The sequence below is a fragment of the Mycobacterium sp. NTMscope_MAC_269 genome (assembly GCF_976985695.1).
On the sequence record NZ_OZ335668.1, the window covers coordinates 2977074 to 2994669 of the forward strand.

General features: G+C 69.0%; 16 protein-coding genes. 4 read left to right on the forward strand and 12 right to left on the reverse strand.

Going from position 1 to position 17596, the window contains the following annotated elements; translation table 11 throughout:
• Position 1 precedes the first annotated feature (1 nt).
• On the forward strand, positions 2–676 hold the full coding sequence (locus tag ACZ50Z_RS13765) for a methyltransferase family protein (protein ID WP_464484053.1): 675 nt from the start codon (positions 2–4) through the stop codon (positions 674–676).
• Between the two features lie 203 nt (positions 677–879).
• Here ACZ50Z_RS13765 and glgC read toward each other — a convergent pair whose 3' ends face one another.
• On the reverse strand, positions 880–2094 hold the full coding sequence (gene glgC / locus ACZ50Z_RS13770) for a glucose-1-phosphate adenylyltransferase (RefSeq protein ID WP_067169434.1): 1215 nt from the start codon (positions 2092–2094) through the stop codon (positions 880–882).
• A 325-nt stretch (positions 2095–2419) separates the two neighbouring features.
• Between glgC and glgA the strand changes: the two genes are divergently transcribed.
• On the forward strand, positions 2420–3592 hold the full coding sequence (glgA, locus tag ACZ50Z_RS13775) for a glycogen synthase (protein WP_464484054.1): 1173 nt from the start codon (positions 2420–2422) through the stop codon (positions 3590–3592).
• Between the two features lie 29 nt (positions 3593–3621).
• Here glgA and ACZ50Z_RS13780 read toward each other — a convergent pair whose 3' ends face one another.
• The 7 genes from ACZ50Z_RS13780 to ACZ50Z_RS13810 form a co-directional block, all read right to left on the reverse strand.
• Positions 3622–3795 carry a DUF3117 domain-containing protein gene (locus ACZ50Z_RS13780; RefSeq protein ID WP_003878471.1) on the reverse strand — a complete coding sequence of 58 codons (174 nt, stop codon included), beginning with the start codon at positions 3793–3795 and terminating at the stop codon, positions 3622–3624.
• A 166-nt stretch (positions 3796–3961) separates the two neighbouring features.
• Positions 3962–4543: a DNA-3-methyladenine glycosylase I gene (tag, locus tag ACZ50Z_RS13785; protein ID WP_464484055.1), complete on the reverse strand. Its 582-nt coding sequence runs from the start codon at positions 4541–4543 to the stop codon at positions 3962–3964.
• Positions 4540–4899 carry a DivIVA domain-containing protein gene (locus tag ACZ50Z_RS13790; protein ID WP_464484056.1) on the reverse strand — a complete coding sequence of 120 codons (360 nt, stop codon included), beginning with the start codon at positions 4897–4899 and terminating at the stop codon, positions 4540–4542. The genes tag and ACZ50Z_RS13790 overlap by 4 nt, the downstream gene beginning before the upstream one ends.
• A 58-nt stretch (positions 4900–4957) precedes the next feature.
• Entirely contained in the window at positions 4958–5974 is a 1017-nt protein-coding gene (locus tag ACZ50Z_RS13795) for a glucosyl-3-phosphoglycerate synthase (RefSeq protein WP_464484057.1), read from the reverse strand.
• Positions 5971–6837, reverse strand: a complete 867-nt coding sequence (folP, locus tag ACZ50Z_RS13800) for a dihydropteroate synthase (RefSeq protein ID WP_464486229.1) — start codon at positions 6835–6837, stop codon at positions 5971–5973. The genes ACZ50Z_RS13795 and folP overlap by 4 nt, the downstream gene beginning before the upstream one ends.
• Positions 6838–6981: 144 nt before the next feature.
• Positions 6982–8760 carry a long-chain-acyl-CoA synthetase FadD6 gene (gene fadD6 / locus ACZ50Z_RS13805; protein ID WP_464484058.1) on the reverse strand — a complete coding sequence of 593 codons (1779 nt, stop codon included), beginning with the start codon at positions 8758–8760 and terminating at the stop codon, positions 6982–6984.
• A gap of 84 nt (positions 8761–8844) precedes the next feature.
• Positions 8845–9408, reverse strand: coding sequence for an LOG family protein (locus ACZ50Z_RS13810; RefSeq protein WP_464484059.1), 564 nt, complete (start codon positions 9406–9408; stop codon positions 8845–8847).
• A gap of 87 nt (positions 9409–9495) precedes the next feature.
• Here ACZ50Z_RS13810 and ACZ50Z_RS13815 point away from each other — a divergent pair, with 87 nt between their 5' ends.
• On the forward strand, positions 9496–11622 hold the full coding sequence (locus tag ACZ50Z_RS13815; protein WP_464484060.1) for an AAA family ATPase: 2127 nt from the start codon (positions 9496–9498) through the stop codon (positions 11620–11622).
• On the opposite strand, the gene dapE is transcribed toward ACZ50Z_RS13815, so the two are convergent.
• The 3 genes from dapE to ACZ50Z_RS13830 form a co-directional block, all read right to left on the reverse strand.
• Positions 11619–12683, reverse strand: coding sequence for a succinyl-diaminopimelate desuccinylase (gene dapE, locus ACZ50Z_RS13820; RefSeq protein ID WP_464484061.1), 1065 nt, complete (start codon positions 12681–12683; stop codon positions 11619–11621). The two genes, ACZ50Z_RS13815 and dapE, sit on opposite strands and share 4 nt — an antisense overlap.
• A gap of 287 nt (positions 12684–12970) precedes the next feature.
• Entirely contained in the window at positions 12971–14131 is a 1161-nt protein-coding gene (locus tag ACZ50Z_RS13825) for a PPE family protein (protein ID WP_464484062.1), read from the reverse strand.
• A 37-nt stretch (positions 14132–14168) separates the two neighbouring features.
• Positions 14169–14993 (reverse strand): PPE family protein, SVP subgroup, encoded by an 825-nt coding sequence (locus tag ACZ50Z_RS13830; protein WP_464484063.1) that lies wholly within the window; start codon positions 14991–14993, stop codon positions 14169–14171.
• A gap of 339 nt (positions 14994–15332) precedes the next feature.
• On the opposite strand from ACZ50Z_RS13830, the gene dapD reads away from it, so the two are divergent.
• Entirely contained in the window at positions 15333–16286 is a 954-nt protein-coding gene (gene dapD / locus ACZ50Z_RS13835) for a 2,3,4,5-tetrahydropyridine-2,6-dicarboxylate N-succinyltransferase (protein ID WP_464486230.1), read from the forward strand.
• Here the strand turns inward: dapD and ACZ50Z_RS13840 are convergent.
• Entirely contained in the window at positions 16283–17548 is a 1266-nt protein-coding gene (locus ACZ50Z_RS13840) for an MFS transporter (RefSeq protein ID WP_464486231.1), read from the reverse strand. The two genes, dapD and ACZ50Z_RS13840, sit on opposite strands and share 4 nt — an antisense overlap.
• Positions 17549–17596 lie beyond the last annotated feature (48 nt).

A 17596-nucleotide genomic window follows, 5' to 3' on the forward strand; every position in this document is an offset into this window, starting at 1 on the left:
GATGAAAACCGGGATCCGAGTGACGACGACATCGGTCGGAGGCATTCTCTCGTGGGTTTTGATCCTGCTCTTACCTGCGGGCACGCTCCACTACTGGCAGGCGTGGGTTTTCATCGCCGTGTTCACGGTGGCGACGATCGTGCCGACGGTTTACCTGAGCCGGGCCAATCCCGCGGCCCTGCAGCGGCGCATGCGTGCGGGCCCCAGGGCCGAACCCAGAACCGCACAGAAGTTCATCATCACCGGCTCGTTTCTGGGCCTTTTCGCGACGATGGTGTTCAGCGCGCTCGATCATCGGTTCGGCTGGTCGTCGGTGCCTCCCTGGCTGTCGCTGCTCGGCGACGTGCTGGTGGCGGTGGGGCTCGGGATCGCCATGCTGGTGATCGTCCAGAACAGTTATGCCGGTGCCACGGTCACCGTGGAAGAAGACCAGACCTTGGTGTCCGGCGGCCTCTATCAGTTCGTGCGCCATCCGATGTACGTCGGAAACGTCATCATGATGATCGGTATCCCCCTGGCGCTCGGCTCGTATTGGGGGCTGCTTTTCGTCCTCCCCGGCACCACGGTGCTCGCGCTGCGCATCTTCGACGAGGAAAAGCTCCTCATTCACGAATTGCCCGGCTATCGCGAGTACGCCGACCGCGTGCGCTATCGCTTGGTTCCCTACATCTGGTAACCGCCGCGCCCAGGTAATTGGCGTGGTGCGCAATCGGCCCTCGGCGCTGGGCCGCCCGCCGCGACGGGACGGTGTTGCGGATCAACGTGTTTCGTGACGCCGACGCCGACGCTTGGCCGGTCGTCCTCAGCATTGGGGGCCGCAACGCGGCGCGCACCTGCTGGTCCCGCAGCTCCCCTAGCTCCCGGTGCCTAGTAGGCGAGCTAGATCCAGACGCCCTTGCCCACCGCGACCACGCCGCCGGCGCTGATCGCAAAGCGCTCGCGGTCCTTTTCCAGATCCACCCCGACCATCTCGCCCGGCCCCACGACGACGTTCTTGTCCAGGATCGCGTGGCGCACCACCGCGCCACGACCGACCCGGGCGCCGGGCATGATCACGCTGCCCTCCACGATCGCGCCGTCGTCGACCACGACGTTGGACGACAGCACCGAGTTGCGCACCGAAGCCGCCGAGATGATGCTGCCGGCGCCCACCACCGACTCCTGCGCGGAGCCGCCGTTGACGAACTTGGCCGGCGCCAGGTTTTCCGACTCGCCGCGGATGGGCCAGCGCTTGTTGTACAGGTTGAACACCGGATGCACCGACACCAGGTCCATGTGCGCGTCGTAGAACGCATCCAGCGTTCCGACGTCCCGCCAGTAGGCCCGGTCACGATCGGTGGCGCCGGGCACCTCGTTGTCGCTGAAGTCGTACACCGCCGCCATCCCGTCGTCCACCAGTCGCGGGATGATGTCACCACCCATGTCGTGATCGGAATGGTCGTCGTCGGCGTCCGCGCGGATCGCGTCGATGAGCACCTTGGTGGTGAAGATGTAATTGCCCATCGACACGAACGTCGTCTCGGGGTCATCCGGGGTGCCGGGCGGATCCAGTGGCTTTTCCACGAATTTGCGGATGCGTCCGGACTCGTCGGAGTCGATGCAGCCGAACGCCGTGGCCTCGTTGCGCGGCACCCGGATGCCGGCGACGGTCGCGCCCGCCCCGCTGTCGATGTGGAACCGGACCATCTGCTCGGGATCCATCCGGTACACGTGGTCGGCACCGAAAACCACTATGTAGTCGGGGTCTTCGTCGTAGATCAGATTGAGCGACTGGTAGATCGCGTCGGCCGAACCGGTGTACCAGCGCGGACCGAGCCGCTGCTGCGCGGGCACCGGGGTGATGTACTCGCCGGCCAAACCGGACAACCGCCAGTTCTGAGAAATGTGACGGTCAAGTGAATGCGACTTGTACTGCGTCAGAACGCAGATCCGCAAATAGCGGGCGTTGACGAGATTGGACAGCACAAAATCGATCAGTCGATAGGCGCCCCCGAAAGGAACCGCGGGCTTGGCGCGATCCGCGGTCAGCGGATACAGCCGCTTGCCCTCACCGCCGGCCAGGACAATGCCCAGCACGTGTGGTGCTTCCCTCATGGTGTCAAACCTATCGGCCGTCGCGAAACGCTGCCAGGGGGCAGGGCTATTACCCGCGTTCGGTGGGGCTGTCCGTCAAGGTATTTGGCTTTGCCGGCAAACAGACTCCTCCGCCCGCCTCGCGGGCGTCGTCGTCGCCACCCCAAGACTGTTTGTTCGCCTCCTCCTCCGCCCGACTCGCGGGCGTCGTCGTCGCCACCCAGGCTGACTATTCGCCTCCTCCTCCGCCCGACTCGCGGGCGTCGTCGTCGCCACCCAGGCTGACTATTCGCCTCCTCCTCCGCCCGACTCGCGGGCGTCGTCGTCGCCGAACTACGGTGCGGGTATGCGGGTGGCGATGATGACTCGGGAATACCCCCCAGAGGTCTACGGCGGGGCGGGGGTACACGTCACCGAACTTGTCAGCCAACTGCGCCGACTGTGCGCGGTGGACGTGCATTGCATGGGCGCGCCCCGGCCGGGTATCGACGGTGTGCAGGTGCATCAGCCCGACCCGCAGTTGCAGGGCGCCAACGCGGCGATGACGACGCTGTCCGCCGACCTGATGATGGCCAACGCTGCATCGGCGGCCACCGTGGTGCATTCACACACGTGGTACACCGGCATGGCCGGGCACTTGGCCGCGTTGCTCTACGACGTCCCGCACGTGTTGACCGCGCATTCGCTCGAGCCGCTGCGCCCGTGGAAGGCCGAACAACTCGGCGGGGGCTACCGGATCTCGACGTGGATCGAGCACACCGCAGTGCTCGCCGCCGACGCTGTCATCGCGGTGAGTTCCGCGATGCGCGAGGACATCCTGCGCGTCTACCCCGCGCTGGATCCCGGTGCCGTGCATGTCATCCGCAACGGCGTCGACACCGAGGTCTGGTGCCCGGCGGCCCCCACGCCGAGCGGGTCGATGCTGGCCGCGCTCGGCGTCGATCCGGCCCGCCCCCTGGTGGTGTTCGTGGGCCGCATCACCCGGCAGAAGGGGCTCGCGCACCTGGTGGCGGCCGCCCACAGGTTCAGCCCGGAGGCGCAGGTGCTGTTGTGCGCCGGGGCGCCCGACACCCCGGAGATCGCCGAAGAGATTCGGGATGCGGTCGCCGCCCTGGCCCGCGGCCGCACCGGTGTCTTCTGGATCCGCGAAATGCTTCCCATCGGGGAGTTACGCGAAATCCTGTCGGCCGCTACGGTTTTCGTGTGTCCGTCGGTGTATGAGCCGTTGGGCATCGTGAACCTGGAGGCGATGGCCTGTGCGGCCGCGGTGGTGGCCTCGGATGTGGGCGGGATCCCGGAGGTGGTCGCCGATGGGGTCACCGGGACTTTGGTGCATTACGACCCCGCCGATGTGGCGGGCTATCAGGCCGGATTGGCCGAGGCAGTCAACGAGCTGATCGCCGACCGGGAAAAAGCGCAGCGGTACGGCAGGGCAGGACGCCAACGCTGCGTCGAGGAGTTCTCGTGGGCCCACGTCGCCGAGCAGACCCTGGAGATCTATCGGAAGGTGTGTGCGTAGCACCGCCGACCCTCGTTCGGCGGCAAGCCCTAGCTGGAGCTCGTGACGCCCTTGAGTTCGTCACCGAGGGCAGCGGCTTCGTCGGGCGTCAGCTCGACGACCAGTCGACCTCCACCTTCAAGTGGTACCCGCATCACGATGCCGCGCCCCTCCTTCGTTGCTTCCAAAGGACCGTCTCCGGTCCGGGGCTTCATCGCCGCCATCGAGTGCTCCCTCCAGGTTCGAGCTGGCCCGCCTGCGCAGACCTGGTCGGCACCGAGCATGTCCCGCCAGCGAACTTCAAGCCCTGCCCGGCATCGAACTGACTTATCACCCCTCCATTGTTCCCTATCCAGGTCACCGCTTGTACAAAGACCCACAACTGTGTGCTCAGCGGGCGGTCGCGGGCACCCAGCAACCCCGGATATGGTCATCGACCATGCCGGTTGCCTGCATCAACGCATACGCGGTGGTCGGACCGACGAAGCGAAACCCGCGCCGCTTGAGTTCACGCGCCATGGCCTTCGATTCGTCAGTGGCCGAGGGAATTTGGGACGCGTCGGCCGGGCGTGACCGCGGCGACGGCGCAAACGACCACAGCAGCTCCGCCAGGTCCGCCGAACTTCCCAGCTCCGCGGCCGCGCGCGCGTTGGCGATCGTCGCGTCAATCTTGGCGCGGTTGCGCACGATTCCCTGATCCGCCATCAGCCGCTGCACGTCGGCGTCCGTGTACTCGGCGACCGCGGCGATGTCGAACCCGGAGAACGCGCGCCGGAAATTCTCCCGTTTGCGCAGAATGATCAGCCACGACAGGCCGCTCTGAAAGGCCTCCAGGCTCATCCGCTCGAACAGGGCCACCCCGTCGCGCAGCGGGCGGCCCCACTCCTGGTCGTGGTAATTGCGGTACATCTCGAAGTCCGGCCCGGGCCGAATGGCCGCCCAGCTGCACCGAACCAGCTCGTCTTCGCTCACATTGAGTCCTGACGATCCTCGCCGTCGTCGGGTTCCGCCGAATCGTTTTCGGTGTCCTGTTCGTCGGCGGGCACGGCATGCACCGCGGCCAGCTGGCCGCGCAGGGCCTCGAGCTCGCGGGCCAGCCGATCCAGCACCCAGTCCACCTCGCTGGTCTTGTATCCGCGCAGCGTCTGGGTGAACTTGACGGCGTCGACGTCGGAACCGGTCACACCGAACGCCGGCAGCACCGTCGCCGTCGTGCCCCGCGGCAGCGGCGGCAGCTGCTCGCCGCGACCGAAGAGCAGACTGGCTGCGCCGAACAAGACGATCGCCACCAGCACCAGGACCACCAGGTACAGCAACACCAACGCCACGCGATCGATACTGCCTTATGCCACCGACGCGGCGACGTTCAGCGTGAGCGCGTGGGGACTACCGGGGCCGCAGCACCTGCATCGGCGGCCGGTCATCCAGCGATACCGGCGAGGTGCGCTGGGTGTAGCCCTGGAAGTCGGAGCCTTCGGGGCCGTCGGCGACGAACTGAGTCAGCCCGACGCCGGAGTCCGGGATGCCGCAGCGTGACAGCAGGGTCGCGATGATTTGGCGGCTCATCACGCCCAGCTCTGCCAGCGGCCGGTTGCGGTGCGCGCGCACGCCAAGGTTGACCTGGGCGATCGCGTCCAGACCCAGCCGGTCGAAGGTGTCCACCAGCAGGCCGATCTCGACGCCGTAGCCCGGCGCGAACGGCAGCGAGGTCAGCAGCTCGCGGCTGGCCGCGTACTCGCCGCCCAGCGGCTGCACCACGCAGCCCAGCTCCGGACGCAGAGCCGCCAGCAACGGCCGGGCCACGAGTTCGGTGACGCGCCCGCCTCCAGTGGCGCTGACGTCGCCGCCGACGTCGCCGACGTCGCTGAGCTCGCTGCCGCGCAGGGGCCGTCGGTAGAAGCTTTTGACCAGGTGAATGCCGTCGCCGGTGAGCATCGGGGCGACCAGCCATGGCACGAACATCGGGTGCGGGTCGATCAGGTCGGAGTCGACGAACACCACGATGTCGCCGCTGGTGGCCGCCAGCGAGCGCCACAACGCCTCGCCCTTTCCGGGACGAATCGGCACCTCGGGCAGGGCCTGTTCGCGGCTGACGACGCGGGCGCCCGCGGCGACCGCGCGGATCTCGGTGTCGTCGGTGGAGCCCGAATCCAGCACGATCAGCTCGTCGACCAGTCCGTCGATCAGCGGTGAGATGCTTTCGATCACCGACTCGATGGTTTCTTCCTCGTTGAGGGCCGGCAGCACCACCGAGACGGTCCGCCCGGCCTTTGCGGCTTCCAGTTCGCCGATCGTCCAGCTGGGCCGGTTCCGCCTGTCGTTGGCCAGCCACACGTCTCCGGGCCGGGCGGCGAGCGCCCTGTCCTTGGCGAGGTCACCGGCGAACAGGTCCGACATCGTCATGCGAGCCCCCGCACCGTGCGGGTCGGCGGGCGCGTCCCCTGGATCGAGGCGACCATTTCCAGCACCCGGCGGGTGGCCGCGACCTCGTGCACGCGAAACATCCGCGCGCCGGCGGCCGCGGCCAGCGCGGTGGCCGCCAACGTTCCCTCGAGCCGCTCGGTCAATTCCACACCCAGAGTCTCCCCGACGAAGTCCTTGTTACTCAAAGCCATCAACACGGGCCACCCGGTATCGACAAGATCACCGACGTGGCGCAACAGCAGCAGCCCGTGGAAGGTGTTCTTGCCGAAGTCGTGGGTCGGGTCGATCAGCACCCGGTCGCGGGCCACACCGCACGCGACCGCTCGTTCGGCGGCGGCGGTGACCTGGGCGATCACGTCGTCGACCACGCCGCGCGTGGTGGTTCCGTAGTTCACGCGAAACGGACGGGTGCGCGGCTGCGCGTTGCCGGTGTGCGAACACACCAGACCCGCCCCGAACTCCGCGGCCACCTCGGGCAGGGCGGGGTCGATGCCGGCCCAGGTGTCATTGATCAGGTCCGCCCCGGCCGCACAGGCGACCTTGGCGACCTCGGATCGCCAGGTATCGGCGCTGATCACCTGGTCGGGATAGGTCTCGCGCAACCATTCGATGAAGGGCACCAGCCGGGCGATCTCGGTGTCGGCATCGACCTCTTGACCCGGGCCGGCCTTGACGCCGCCGACATCGATGACGTCGGCGCCGTCCGCCACGGCCCGGTGCACGGCCGCCCGGGCGGCCTCGTCGCTGAAGGTCGCGCCCTTGTCGTAGAAGGAGTCCGGGGTGCGGTTGACGATCGCCATGATCAGCGCACGATCGCCGGCGACCGGGCGGCCGCACAGCATCGATCGGCCGGCCGACGCCGGCGGTATCGATCGGCCGGCTGACTCCGGCGATGTCGCTTGCACACGTATATGGTGCCCGGTCACCGGGCCGGCCGCGGCTCGGGGATGCGGTGTGCGGCGCGAAGCGCCGTCGGCGTGAGGGCCTTAGGGGCGTTTACCCTCGGCCACCTCGTCGGGGTACTCGTCGTAAAACGGCACGTAGCCGTCGTCGCGGCCGGCCAGCACGTAGAGCGGGTCCTCCAGGTCGGGACCATAGGCCTGCTCGCGCAACTCCACCTTGCGGCTCTTGAAGGTCGTGGTCTGCTCGATCGAGTCGACCAGCCGCACGAACAGCGGCAGCGCGTAGCCGGGCAGCTGCTCGTAGACGGCGCGGGCCAACGACTGCCCGTCGAACTCGGCGCCGTCGCGCAGCTTGACCGCGGCCATCCCGGCGCGACCGCCGGTGCGCGGCACCTCGACGCCGAAGACGGTGCAGTCCTCGACGGACTCGTCGGATGCCAGCGCCGCCTCGACCTGGGTGGTGGCCACGTTTTCGCCCTTCCAGCGGAACGTGTCGCCGAGCCGGTCGACGAACGCGGCATGGCCCAGACCCTGCGGGCTCATCACATCGCCCGTGTTGAACCAACAGTCGCCCTCACGAAAAGCGTTGCGCACCAACTTCTTTTCGCTCGATTCGGGGTCGGTGTAGCCGTCGAAAGGCTGCAGCCGGTTGACCGGGCTGAGCAACAGGCCCGGCTCACCGGCCGGTACCCGGCGCACGCGCCCGTCGTCGCCGCGCAGCGGGGCGCCGGTGTCGGGGTCGTACTCGACGTAGGCCAACGGCATCGGGAAGATACCGGTGGAGCGGGGCACGTTGAAGACGTTGATGAACGCGGCGTTGCCCTCGCTGGACGCGTAGAACTCGCAGACACGCGCGATCCCGAATCGTTTCGTGAACTCGTCCCAGATCTCCGGGCGCAGCCCGTTGCCGGCGATGACCCGCACCTTGTGCGCGCGGTCGGTCGGCTTGGCCGGTTGGTTGAGCAAATACCTGCACACCTCGCCGATGTAGATGAACGCCGTGGCGTCGTTGGCGATCACCTCGTCCCAGAACTTCGATGCCGAGAACGACTTGCCCAGCGCCAGGGTCGCCCCGGAGTTGATCACCGACGACAGCGCCACCGTCAGCGCGTTGTTGTGGTACAGCGGCAGGCAGCAGTAGAGGGTGTCCGAGGTCTTGAGCCGCAACCCGATGCCGCCGAACGCCGCGAGCGCCTTGAGCCAGCGCAGGTGTGTCATGACGCTGGCCTTCGGGAAACCCGTTGTGCCCGAGGTGAAGATGTAGAACGCGGTGTCGCGGGCGTGCACGGCCGAGGCCGACGCCGGGTTGGTGGCCGGGGCGCTCACCGCGAACCGCTCCAGGTCCTCGACGGTGAGCGTCTGGGTGCCGCCGGAGCCCCCGCATTCCGCCACGGCGCTGACCAGATCGGTCTCGGCGATGAGCACCTTGGCTTCCAGCAGGCCGAGGCTGTGCGCGAGCACCTCGCCGCGCTGGTGGTAGTTGAGCATGCCGGCGACCGCGCCGCACTTGACCGCGGCCAGCATGGTCAGCACGGCGTTGGGTGAGTTGCGCAGCATGATGGCGACGACGTCGCCGTGGCCGACGCCGCGCGCGGCCAGCACCGCGGCGTATCGATTGGCGGCCGCGTTGGCGTCGCGGTAGGTCAGTTGCTGGTCGCCGAACCGCAAGAAGATCCGGTCGCCGTAGCGGGCGGCGCGCTCGGCGAACACCGTGCCGATCGATTTCTTCGAACCCGGCTGGGCCAGCAGCCCGGTCAGCGCCCCCCGCGCGATCACCGGCAGGTCGGCCAGCACGGCCGGCACCCGAGATGCGATGTCGGTCAGTTTGACCGCCGTGCGTGCTCCCCCGTCACGATCGGACACGTGATCCCCTCGATTCGTTTGGAAAAAGTCAAGCTCGGCGGACAGCCTAGTAGGGGCTAAGACCTTTAGGACCGCCCGGCGGGCTCAGCCGGGCGCGCAGGCGTCCAGCGCGGCGCTCACCTTGTCGACCAGCACCAATCGGTCCATCGCCGCCTGGGAGACGTAATTGCTGTCCAGCAATCCGCACAACCATGTCCACAGCCCTCCGTAGTGGCCCACAGGGTCGAGCAGGACGATGGGTTTGTCGTGGAGACCGAGGAAGGCCGTCGTCCAGGTGTCGAGCAACTCGTCGAGGGTGCCGAGGCCGCCGGGCAGCGCAATGAACGCGTCGGCGCGGTCTTCCATGATCTGCTTGCGCTCATGCAGGGTGTCGCTGACGATCAGCTCGTCGGCGTCCGCGTCGGCGATCTCACGGCGCATCAAGATCTGCGGGATCACGCCGACGGTCCGGCCGCCGCGGGTCCGCGCCGCGCTCGCCACCGCGCCCATCGCCGACACACGGCCACCACCCCACACCAGCGTCCAGCCCCGCTCTGCGATCGCCTCGCCGAGTTCTGCAGCGACACCGAGCAATTCGGGATGCTGCGGACCGGACGCGCAGTACACACACACCGCCCACTCGCGGGCTGAATCGCGTTCCCCGGGCATATCCGCCAAAGGTAGACCAACCGCAATCGCCCCTCATATCTGGGGCTTTCGCCGTGCCGACGGGCTCGTGCGCCATAAAATCCGGCCGTGCCGATTCGATGGAACGTCCCCCAACATGCGACGGCCTCAGAGCGGCTGGATGTCGCGTTGGCCGACGGAGGCCGGGGAGCGGTGGTATTGGGACCCGACGGTGTCGGCAAATCCACCTTGGCCCGCGTGGCCGCCGAGCACTTCGCTGCTCAGCACCCCAACACGCTCATCCGCTGGGTGACCGGCACCCCATCCGAACGCGGGGTCCCGTTCGGGGCCTTCAGTCACCTGGTACAGATCGCCGACATCGGCAAGCCGGCCGCGCTGCTGCGCGCCGCGCGCGCCTCGCTGGGCGCCGATGACCTGCTGCTCGTCGTCGACGATGCCCAATATTTGGACGTGCTGTCAGCCACGCTGGTCTACCAGCTGGCGAGGGCCGGGGCGGCGCGGCTGATCGTCACCGCCCGCGCCGACCCCTCCCTCGATGCGATCACCGCGCTGGAAAGCGACGGCCTGCTGGACCGGATCGATATCGAGCCGCCCGGTGAAGTTAAGGCGTCGGGGGCGCCCGCGGGTATCGACGCCTTCCTCGCGGAGTTGCCCGCACCGGCGCGGTCGGTGCTGGAGTACCTCGCCGTCTGCGAGCCGCTGTCGCTCACCGATCTGACCACCCTGACCGGCGACGCAGCGGTGGAAGAAGCGGTCAAATGGGGTGCCGCCGAGACCCGGGTGCGGGGCGGGGCCTCCGAGGACCCGGTCGTCTACACGGCCCACCCGCTGTTCGCCGAGCGGGCGCTGGCCGCGCTCGACCCCGACGACGCGCGACAACGACGCACCGAGGTGGTCATCTTGCTGGCGCAGCGTCCGTCCGACCATCTCAGCGACCGGCTGCGGGTGATGTCATTAGCGCTGGACAGCGATGCACGCCAACGGCCGGCCGACATCGTCGAAGCTGCGCAGCAGGCGTTGCGGCTGGGCGACATGGTGCTGGGCGAGCGACTGGCCCGCTCGGCGCTGGAGCGCTCCGGCGGCCTGGCGGCGCGGCTCGCGCTCGCCCACGCGCTGGGTTGGCAGGGCCGTGGCCGCGAGGCCGATGCGGTGTTGGCCGACGTCGACTCCACCGGGTTGACCGAAGCAGCGCTGATGGAGTGGGCCCTGGCGCGGGCGGCAAACCAGTTCTGGATGCTCAGCGAACCGGAGCGCGCGACCGCGTTCTTGCGGACCGTCCGCAATCGCGTCGCGGATGCCGGCCCGCGGACCACCCTCGACGCGCTGAGCGCGACGTTCGCGATGAACGCGGGCAACGTCGGGTACGCGGTCAAGGTCGCCGACGAGGTGCTCGCCTCGGCATCGGCCGACGACCAGGCGGTGGCCTGGGCCGGGAGCGCCGCCGCGTTGTGCGCGGCGCGGCAGGGCCGATTCGATGACGTCGAGCCGTTGGCGCAGCGCGCTCTGGGAGCCGAACATCCCGGGCTGCTGCGCTTCACCATCGGGCTCGGCCAGACGACCACGCTGTTGCTGGCAGGCCGGCTCGACGAAGCCCGCCAACTCGCCCGGGAGTTCACCGATTTCGCCGAACTGCAGCAGCCGGGCCGCGCGATCGGCGAGGTGCTATTGGCTCATGTGTTGATTGCCGGCGGTGAATTCGATTCCGCGGCAGTGTTATTGGCCCCGGCCAGCGCCACTTTGGAACGCACGGGCTATTCGTGGGGTCCGCTGTCGCTGACGCTACTGGCCACCGCGCTGTCGCAGCTGGGAGACACCGCCGCAGCGGCAAAGGCATTGAGCAGGGCCGAATCCCGGCACGGAACCAAGTCGGCATTGTTCGCGCCCGAGCTCGGGGTGGCGCGGGGATGGCGGCTGGCGTTGATGCGCGACGCGCACGGCGCGGTGGCCGCCGCGCGCGAAGCCGCCCGCGCGGCCGAGCGCAGCGGGCAGCGGGCCGTGGCGGTGCGTGTTTGGTACGAGGCCGTGCGGTTGGGCGACACCCGGGCCGCCGATCCGCTGGCCCGGCTCTGCGACGAGATCAATTGTGTCGTAGGAAGAACCGCGCTGGCCCATGCCCGCGCGCTCGCCGCCGGCGATGGCGACGCGTTGCGGACGGTGTCGGACGAACTGACGTCGATCGGGATGCACGCGGCCGCCGCCGACGCCGCCGCGCAGTCGCGGCGGTGCGGGGCCTAGGCGCTCAGGTAGCGGCGCAGCATGTCCACAGCGGCGGTGACGTTGGCGACCGTCACGCGTTCGTCGCGGCGGTGCGCCAAATTCGGATCGCCGGGGCCGAAGTTGACCGCCGGTATACCCAGTGCGGCGAACCGTGCGACGTCGGTCCAGCCGTACTTGGCCCGCACGTTGCCGCCGGCCGCCTCGACCAGGGCCTTGGCGGCGGGTTGGGACAGTCCGGGCATCGCGCCGGCCGCCGCATCGGTCTGTTCGATGCGCACGTCCAGGCCGGCGAGCACGTCGTGCACGTGTTGCAGCGCGTCGGGCACCGACCGGTCGGGGGCGAAGCGGAAATTGACCGTCACCGCGGCCGCATCGGGGATGACGTTGCCCGCCACCCCGCCGTCGATGCGCACCGCCGACAAGCCCTCACGGTAGATGCAGCCGTCGATGTCGACGCTGCGTGCCTCGTAGGCGGCCAGCCGCTCGAGCACGGCGCCCAGTTTGTGAATTGCGTTGTCCCCCAACCAGGATCGCGCCGAATGGGCGCGGGTCCCGGTGGAGCTGACCACCACCCGCAAGGTGCCCTGGCAGCCGGCTTCGATGTAGCCGCCGGTCGGCTCGCCCAGAATGGCCACGTCGGCGGACAGCCAGTCCGGCAATTCGCGTTCGATGCGGCCCAAACCGTTTGCCGCCGCGTCGATTTCCTCGCAGTCGTACATGACCAGGGTTAGATCGTGCACCGGTTCGGCGACCGTGGCGGCGAGATGGAGGAAGACGGCGTCCCCGGATTTCATGTCCGCGGTGCCGCAGCCGTACAGCTCACCACCCTCGCGGCGACTGGGCAGGTTTCCGGCCACCGGGACGGTGTCCAGGTGCCCGGCCAGCAAGACCCGCGACGGCCGCTGGTGTCGGGTGCGCGCCAGCACCGCGTTGCCGTTGCGCACGATCTCGAAGCCGGAGGTCTGAGCGCGCAGCGCGGCCTCGACCTCGTCGGCCAGGCGCGCTTCGTTTCTCGATTCGCTGGGGATGTCGACCAGCGCCGCGGTCAGCGCGATCGGATCCCCGCGTAAGTCCAGCACGCTCTCAGGTTAGTGGTGATCGCCAGCGCGGCGAAGCCGGGCGCAGCGGGTCACCACCATCAGCCCAGTGGTGATCGCCAGCGCGGCGAAGCCGGGCGCAGCGGGTCACCACCATCAGCCCAGTGGTGATCGCCAGCGCGGCGAAGCCGGGCGCAGCGGGTCACCACCATCAGCCCAGTGGTGATCGCCAGCGCGGCGAAGCCGGGCGCAGCGGGTCACCACCATTGGGCAAGTGCTCCGGCAATGGCGCGCCGCCGCGGAACGGCACGCCGTCCCGAGGGCACCGGTCAGACGAGCAACCGCGTGGGCATCACCGTGGGCTTGACCCCGTACCGCGGTCCCATCCCGTAGCCGCCGCGCCCGGCCGAGGCGACGGCCGGCATCCCGGTGGCCCAGGTCGTGTGCGGCTCTTCGATCGGCGCGGTCCAGCCCGAACCCGCGGCCGTTGCGGCAGCAGGCGCGGGCGTCGCCGCGGACCAGGCGACCGGTGTCGACAAACCGCCGACGGGGGCCGCCGAGCCCATGCTCGCCAGCACCGGAGCGGCGCCGACGGCTGCAGTGCTCGCAGGGGCCGCGGCACCCACCAACGCCGCGCCGCCAACCGCACCTCCCACATCGCCGGCCAAGCTCGCGGAAGCCGCCGCGTCGAGCGTGTGGTTGTAGAGGATGTTGGACACGATGGTGTTGAACACGTTCCAGGACACCACGTCGAAACCGGCGTTGCCGACCTGGTTCACCACCGGATTGCCCAGGAAACTGTCCAGCCCGCTCAGGGTTGGCGGGTCCAACGCGGCCGGGGCTGCGAACGTCCGCACCGCGTTGGGCGTGTTGGACACGACCTGTTGGAGGCCGCTCGTCTGCGCGCCCGTGGCCGTCGCCTGCGAGACGGCCATGGCCTGCGCGCCGAGCCCACCCGGGTTGTTCGTCGGCGCCGGCGACGTCAGCGGGCTCAGCTTGCCCGCGGCCGCGGATGCCGCGGCGTAGCCATACATGGCCGCGGCGTCCTGGGCCCACATTTCGCCGTACTGCGCCTCGGTGGCCGCGATGGCCGCGGTGTTCTGGCCCAGGAAGTTCGTCGCGGTCAGGGCCGCGAGCTGGGCCCTGTTGGCCGCGATCAGCGGCGGCGGCACCGTCATCGCAAAAGCGGCCTCATAGGCCGCCGCCGACGCCATCGCCTGCGAGGCAGCCTGCTGCAGCTGGGCTGCGGTGGTGTGCATCCACGCCAGGTACGGCTCAACCGCGGTGGCCATGGCGGACGAGGACGGGCCGATCCACTCCTCGCCGGTCAGGTTCGAGATCGCCGACTGGCTGGCCGAGGCCGTCGTGCTCAATTCGTCGGCGAGGCTACTGAACGCCGCCGCGGCGGCCATCATCGGCGCGGCCCCCGCGCCGGTGTACATGCGGAGGGAGTTGATCTCGGGGGGAAGTGCTCCGAAGTCGAAAGTCATTGCGTCGCTCCTGTTCTGTGCTGCTGTCCGGTGGGTGCTAGATGGCTGGCTTGGGCATGACGGTCGGCTTGACGCCGTAGCGCGGGGCGCCGAGGCCGTAGCCGCCGCGTCCGGTGGTGGCCATCGAGGGCAGGCCGCCCGGCACCGTGGTCATCGGCGCGCCGTGGGGTGCGGCGCTGGTGAAGCCCGCGCCGACCAGCTGTCCGGGGGTGGGGCTCGCCGACGGAACGCCGCCGGCGGCCCAACTCGGCGGCACCGACAACGCGCCGATCGACGGCCCGCGACCCATGCTCGCCAGCACCGGCGCCGCCCCCGCGGCCGCGGGAGCCGCCGGCGCGGGCGCGCTCGTCGTTGCCGAAGTGAGCCCCCCGGTGAAGTTGGGGATCCCGGCAGCGCCTGCGACGGGAGCGAATTGCCCCTCCCCCAAGGTGATGAAGTCCGACGCGGCGGCGCCGACGTTCTGACCCCACCCGATCCCGGTCCCGAGGGTGGTACTTCCCGCGGGCGGGTCGGTCGCCGCGGGTGCGGCGTTGGGTCCGGCGGCAAGCGGCGAAAGCGACGAGGCGCTGGTTGTCACCCGGTTCGCGGTTTCGGTCTCGCCATAGGAACCGGCGCTGGTGTCCAGGTTCTTCACCATCGTCTGGTGGATCGCCTTTGCCTGGGCGCTGACCTGCTGATACCAGGCGCCGTAGGCCGAAAACGTCGCGGCCTGCAGCGCGGACACTTCGTCGGCGGCCGCGGGGGCGATGCTCGTGGTGGGCGCCGCGGCGGCCGCGTTTTGCGCGTCCATTGACGAGCCGAGCGCTTCGAGCATGCTCGCCGCGGCCAGCAGCGCCTCGGGCCTAGTCGTGACAAAGGACATGGTTTTCTCCTTCTTTAAACGAGCCGGCCCCTTGCGGACCCGCGACGTTGGCTCTGCGCAACGCCCAGGACGTGACCAGCCGATCCCCGGGAGCGAGGTACCCCGAAACGGCGAAGTTCACGCGGTTGACCTGGCAAGACGGCTGACCTAGAAACGCATGATGCAGCGGCTGCGCAGCGAGGGCCTCCGAATCGCGTTGCGCGGGCCAGCTTTTCATACGCGGCCGCACGGACGGCCCGTCGCGCCGGTGTGTCGTCCTGTAAAAGCACAGCTGATCGGGGGGTTTCGTGTAGCCCGCCATTTGGGGCGAAGGACCGGCGGGGCAGGCCGGCAAGTAACCTGTCCGCCGTGACTGGAGCTGCAGGTATCGGGCTGGCAACGCTGGCCGCCGACGGATCGATCCTCGACACTTGGTTTCCCGCACCGGAACTGACCGAGTCGGGCACCGGTGCCACGTCGCGGCTCGCGCTGTCCGACGTGCCCCCCGAACTGACCGCACTGATCGGCCGGGACGACGACCGCGGCACCGAGACCGTCGCGGTGCGCACGGTCATCGGCTCGTTGGACGACGTGGCCGCCGACGCCTACGACGCCTACCTGCGGCTGCATCTGCTGTCGCACCGGTTGGTGGCGCCGCATGGGCTGAACGCCGGCGGCTTGTTCGGGGTATTAACCAATGTGGTCTGGACTAATCGCGGGCCCTGCGCCGTCGAGGGATTCGAGGCCGTGCGGGCCCGGCTGCGCCGCCACGGTCCGGTGACGGTCTACGGCGTGGACAAGTTCCCCCGAATGGTCGACTACGTATTGCCGACCGGGGTGCGCATCGCCGACGCCGACCGGGTTCGGCTCGGCGCGCACCTGGCCCCGGGGACCACCGTGATGCACGAAGGCTTCGTCAACTACAACGCCGGCACGCTGGGAGCGTCGATGGTGGAGGGCCGCATCTCGGCCGGCGTGGTGGTGGGCGACGGCTCCGATGTCGGGGGCGGCGCCTCGATCATGGGCACGCTGTCCGGCGGTGGCACCGAGGTCATCTCGATCGGCAAGCGGTGCCTGCTCGGCGCCAACGCCGGCCTGGGCATCTCACTGGGCGATGACTGCGTCGTGGAGGCCGGCCTTTATGTCACCGCGGGCACCAAGGTCATCACGCCCGAAGGCAAAGAGATGAAGGCGCGCGAGTTCTCCGGCGGCAACAACCTGTTGTTCCGGCGCAATTCGTTGAGCGGAGCGGTGGAGGTGGTGGCCCGCGGCGGCCAGGGCATCGCCCTCAACGAGGACCTGCACGCCAACTAACCAACTCCGAGCGCCGTGCCGTTGGTTTCGGGCAGCAGGTAGGTGCACACCAGGCTGACCGACGTGAGAGCGGCCAGCATGAGCCCGATCGCCCAGGTGCCGTACGTCATCAGCAGTGTCCCGGCGATCAGCGGCGGTGACGCGCTACCGACGATGCCCGCCAGGTTTTGCGCCAGCGCCGTTCCGCTGTAGCGGTAGCGGGTGGCGAACAGCTCGGGGATGAACGCCGCCGTCGGGCCGGAGCCGATCGCCGCGACACTGCACATGCCGACGATCGCCACCGCGTACCCAATGGGTCTGCCGGTGTTCAACAACGGCATCACCAGAAACGACCACAGCAGACAACAGGTCCACCCCACCAGCATGATGCGACGGCGCCCGAGCCGGTCGCACACAGTGGCCGACGCCGCCATGAATGTCATGCTCGCCAGTCCGCCCAACGCACCGACGAACCAGATGAAGTTGCGCGAATACCCCAGGTGGGAATGCGCGTACATCGCCAGATAGGTGCTGGCCATATAGATGAACCCCAATGCGCCGAGGATGCTGCCTGCGGCCAGCACGATCTCGCGGCGTTGCAGCCGCAGCAGCTCCGCGAGCGGCGTCTTGGGTATGAGCTCACGCGTCTTTTCCTCCGCGAACACCGGGGTCTCCTCGATGTTCAGGCGCACGTAGAGGGCCAGCGCGATCAGCACGGAGCTGAGCAGGAACGGCACCCGCCATCCCCACTGCAGAAACGCCGGACTGCCTTCGCCGATGGTGAAATTCACCCCGAGGAAGGTTGCGCTGCTCAGCACGCCCGCGATGCCGCCACCCATCAAGGTGAACACGCCGTATCGGCCGCGCTGATCGGCCGGCGCGTATTCGGCGCTGAGCAACGCCGACCCCGCCCATTCGCCGCCGACGGCGAATCCCTGCGACAGCCGCAGCGCGACCAAGATCATCGGCGCTGCCGCACCGATCGCCCCGGAGCTGGGGACCAGGCCAACGCACACGGTCGACAGGCCCATGATCAGCAGCGTGGCAACCAGGGTCTTCTTGCGGCCCAGCCGATCCCCGAAGTATCCGAATACGGCCGCACCGAGGGGCCTGGACAAAAAAGCTGTCGCAAACGTCCCCATCGAGGCGATCGTGGCGCCGGCGGGGCTGAGGTGCGGGAAGAACACCGTCGGAAAGACCAGCGCCGCGGCGGTCCCGTAGATCATGAAGTCGTAGAACTCGATTGCCGAGCCCACGAGGCAGGCGATCGCGATCCGCCTCATCGGCGTGCGCCCGACGACGACGGTCGTGGCGGCGCCGACGGGTGGTAC

Coding starts and splice junctions, on each gene's coding strand:
- ACZ50Z_RS13810 (WP_464484059.1), bottom strand. CDS start 9,408: ATGCCCGGGGAACGCGATTCAGCCCGCGAGTGGGCGGTGTGTGTGTAC.
- ACZ50Z_RS13795 (WP_464484057.1), bottom strand. CDS start 5,974: ATGACGATGTCGGACCTGTTCGCCGGTGACCTCGCCAAGGACAGGGCG.
- ACZ50Z_RS13830 (WP_464484063.1), bottom strand. CDS start 14,993: ATGTCCTTTGTCACGACTAGGCCCGAGGCGCTGCTGGCCGCGGCGAGC.
- ACZ50Z_RS13825 (WP_464484062.1), bottom strand. CDS start 14,131: ATGACTTTCGACTTCGGAGCACTTCCCCCCGAGATCAACTCCCTCCGC.
- ACZ50Z_RS13780 (WP_003878471.1), bottom strand. CDS start 3,795: ATGGCGGCGATGAAGCCCCGGACCGGAGACGGTCCTTTGGAAGCAACG.
- ACZ50Z_RS13765 (WP_464484053.1), top strand. CDS start 2: ATGAAAACCGGGATCCGAGTGACGACGACATCGGTCGGAGGCATTCTC.
- ACZ50Z_RS13840 (WP_464486231.1), bottom strand. CDS start 17,548: ATGAGGCGGATCGCGATCGCCTGCCTCGTGGGCTCGGCAATCGAGTTC.
- glgC (WP_067169434.1), bottom strand. CDS start 2,094: ATGAGGGAAGCACCACACGTGCTGGGCATTGTCCTGGCCGGCGGTGAG.
- glgA (WP_464484054.1), top strand. CDS start 2,420: ATGCGGGTGGCGATGATGACTCGGGAATACCCCCCAGAGGTCTACGGC.
- folP (WP_464486229.1), bottom strand. CDS start 6,837: ATGCTGTGCGGCCGCCCGGTCGCCGGCGATCGTGCGCTGATCATGGCG.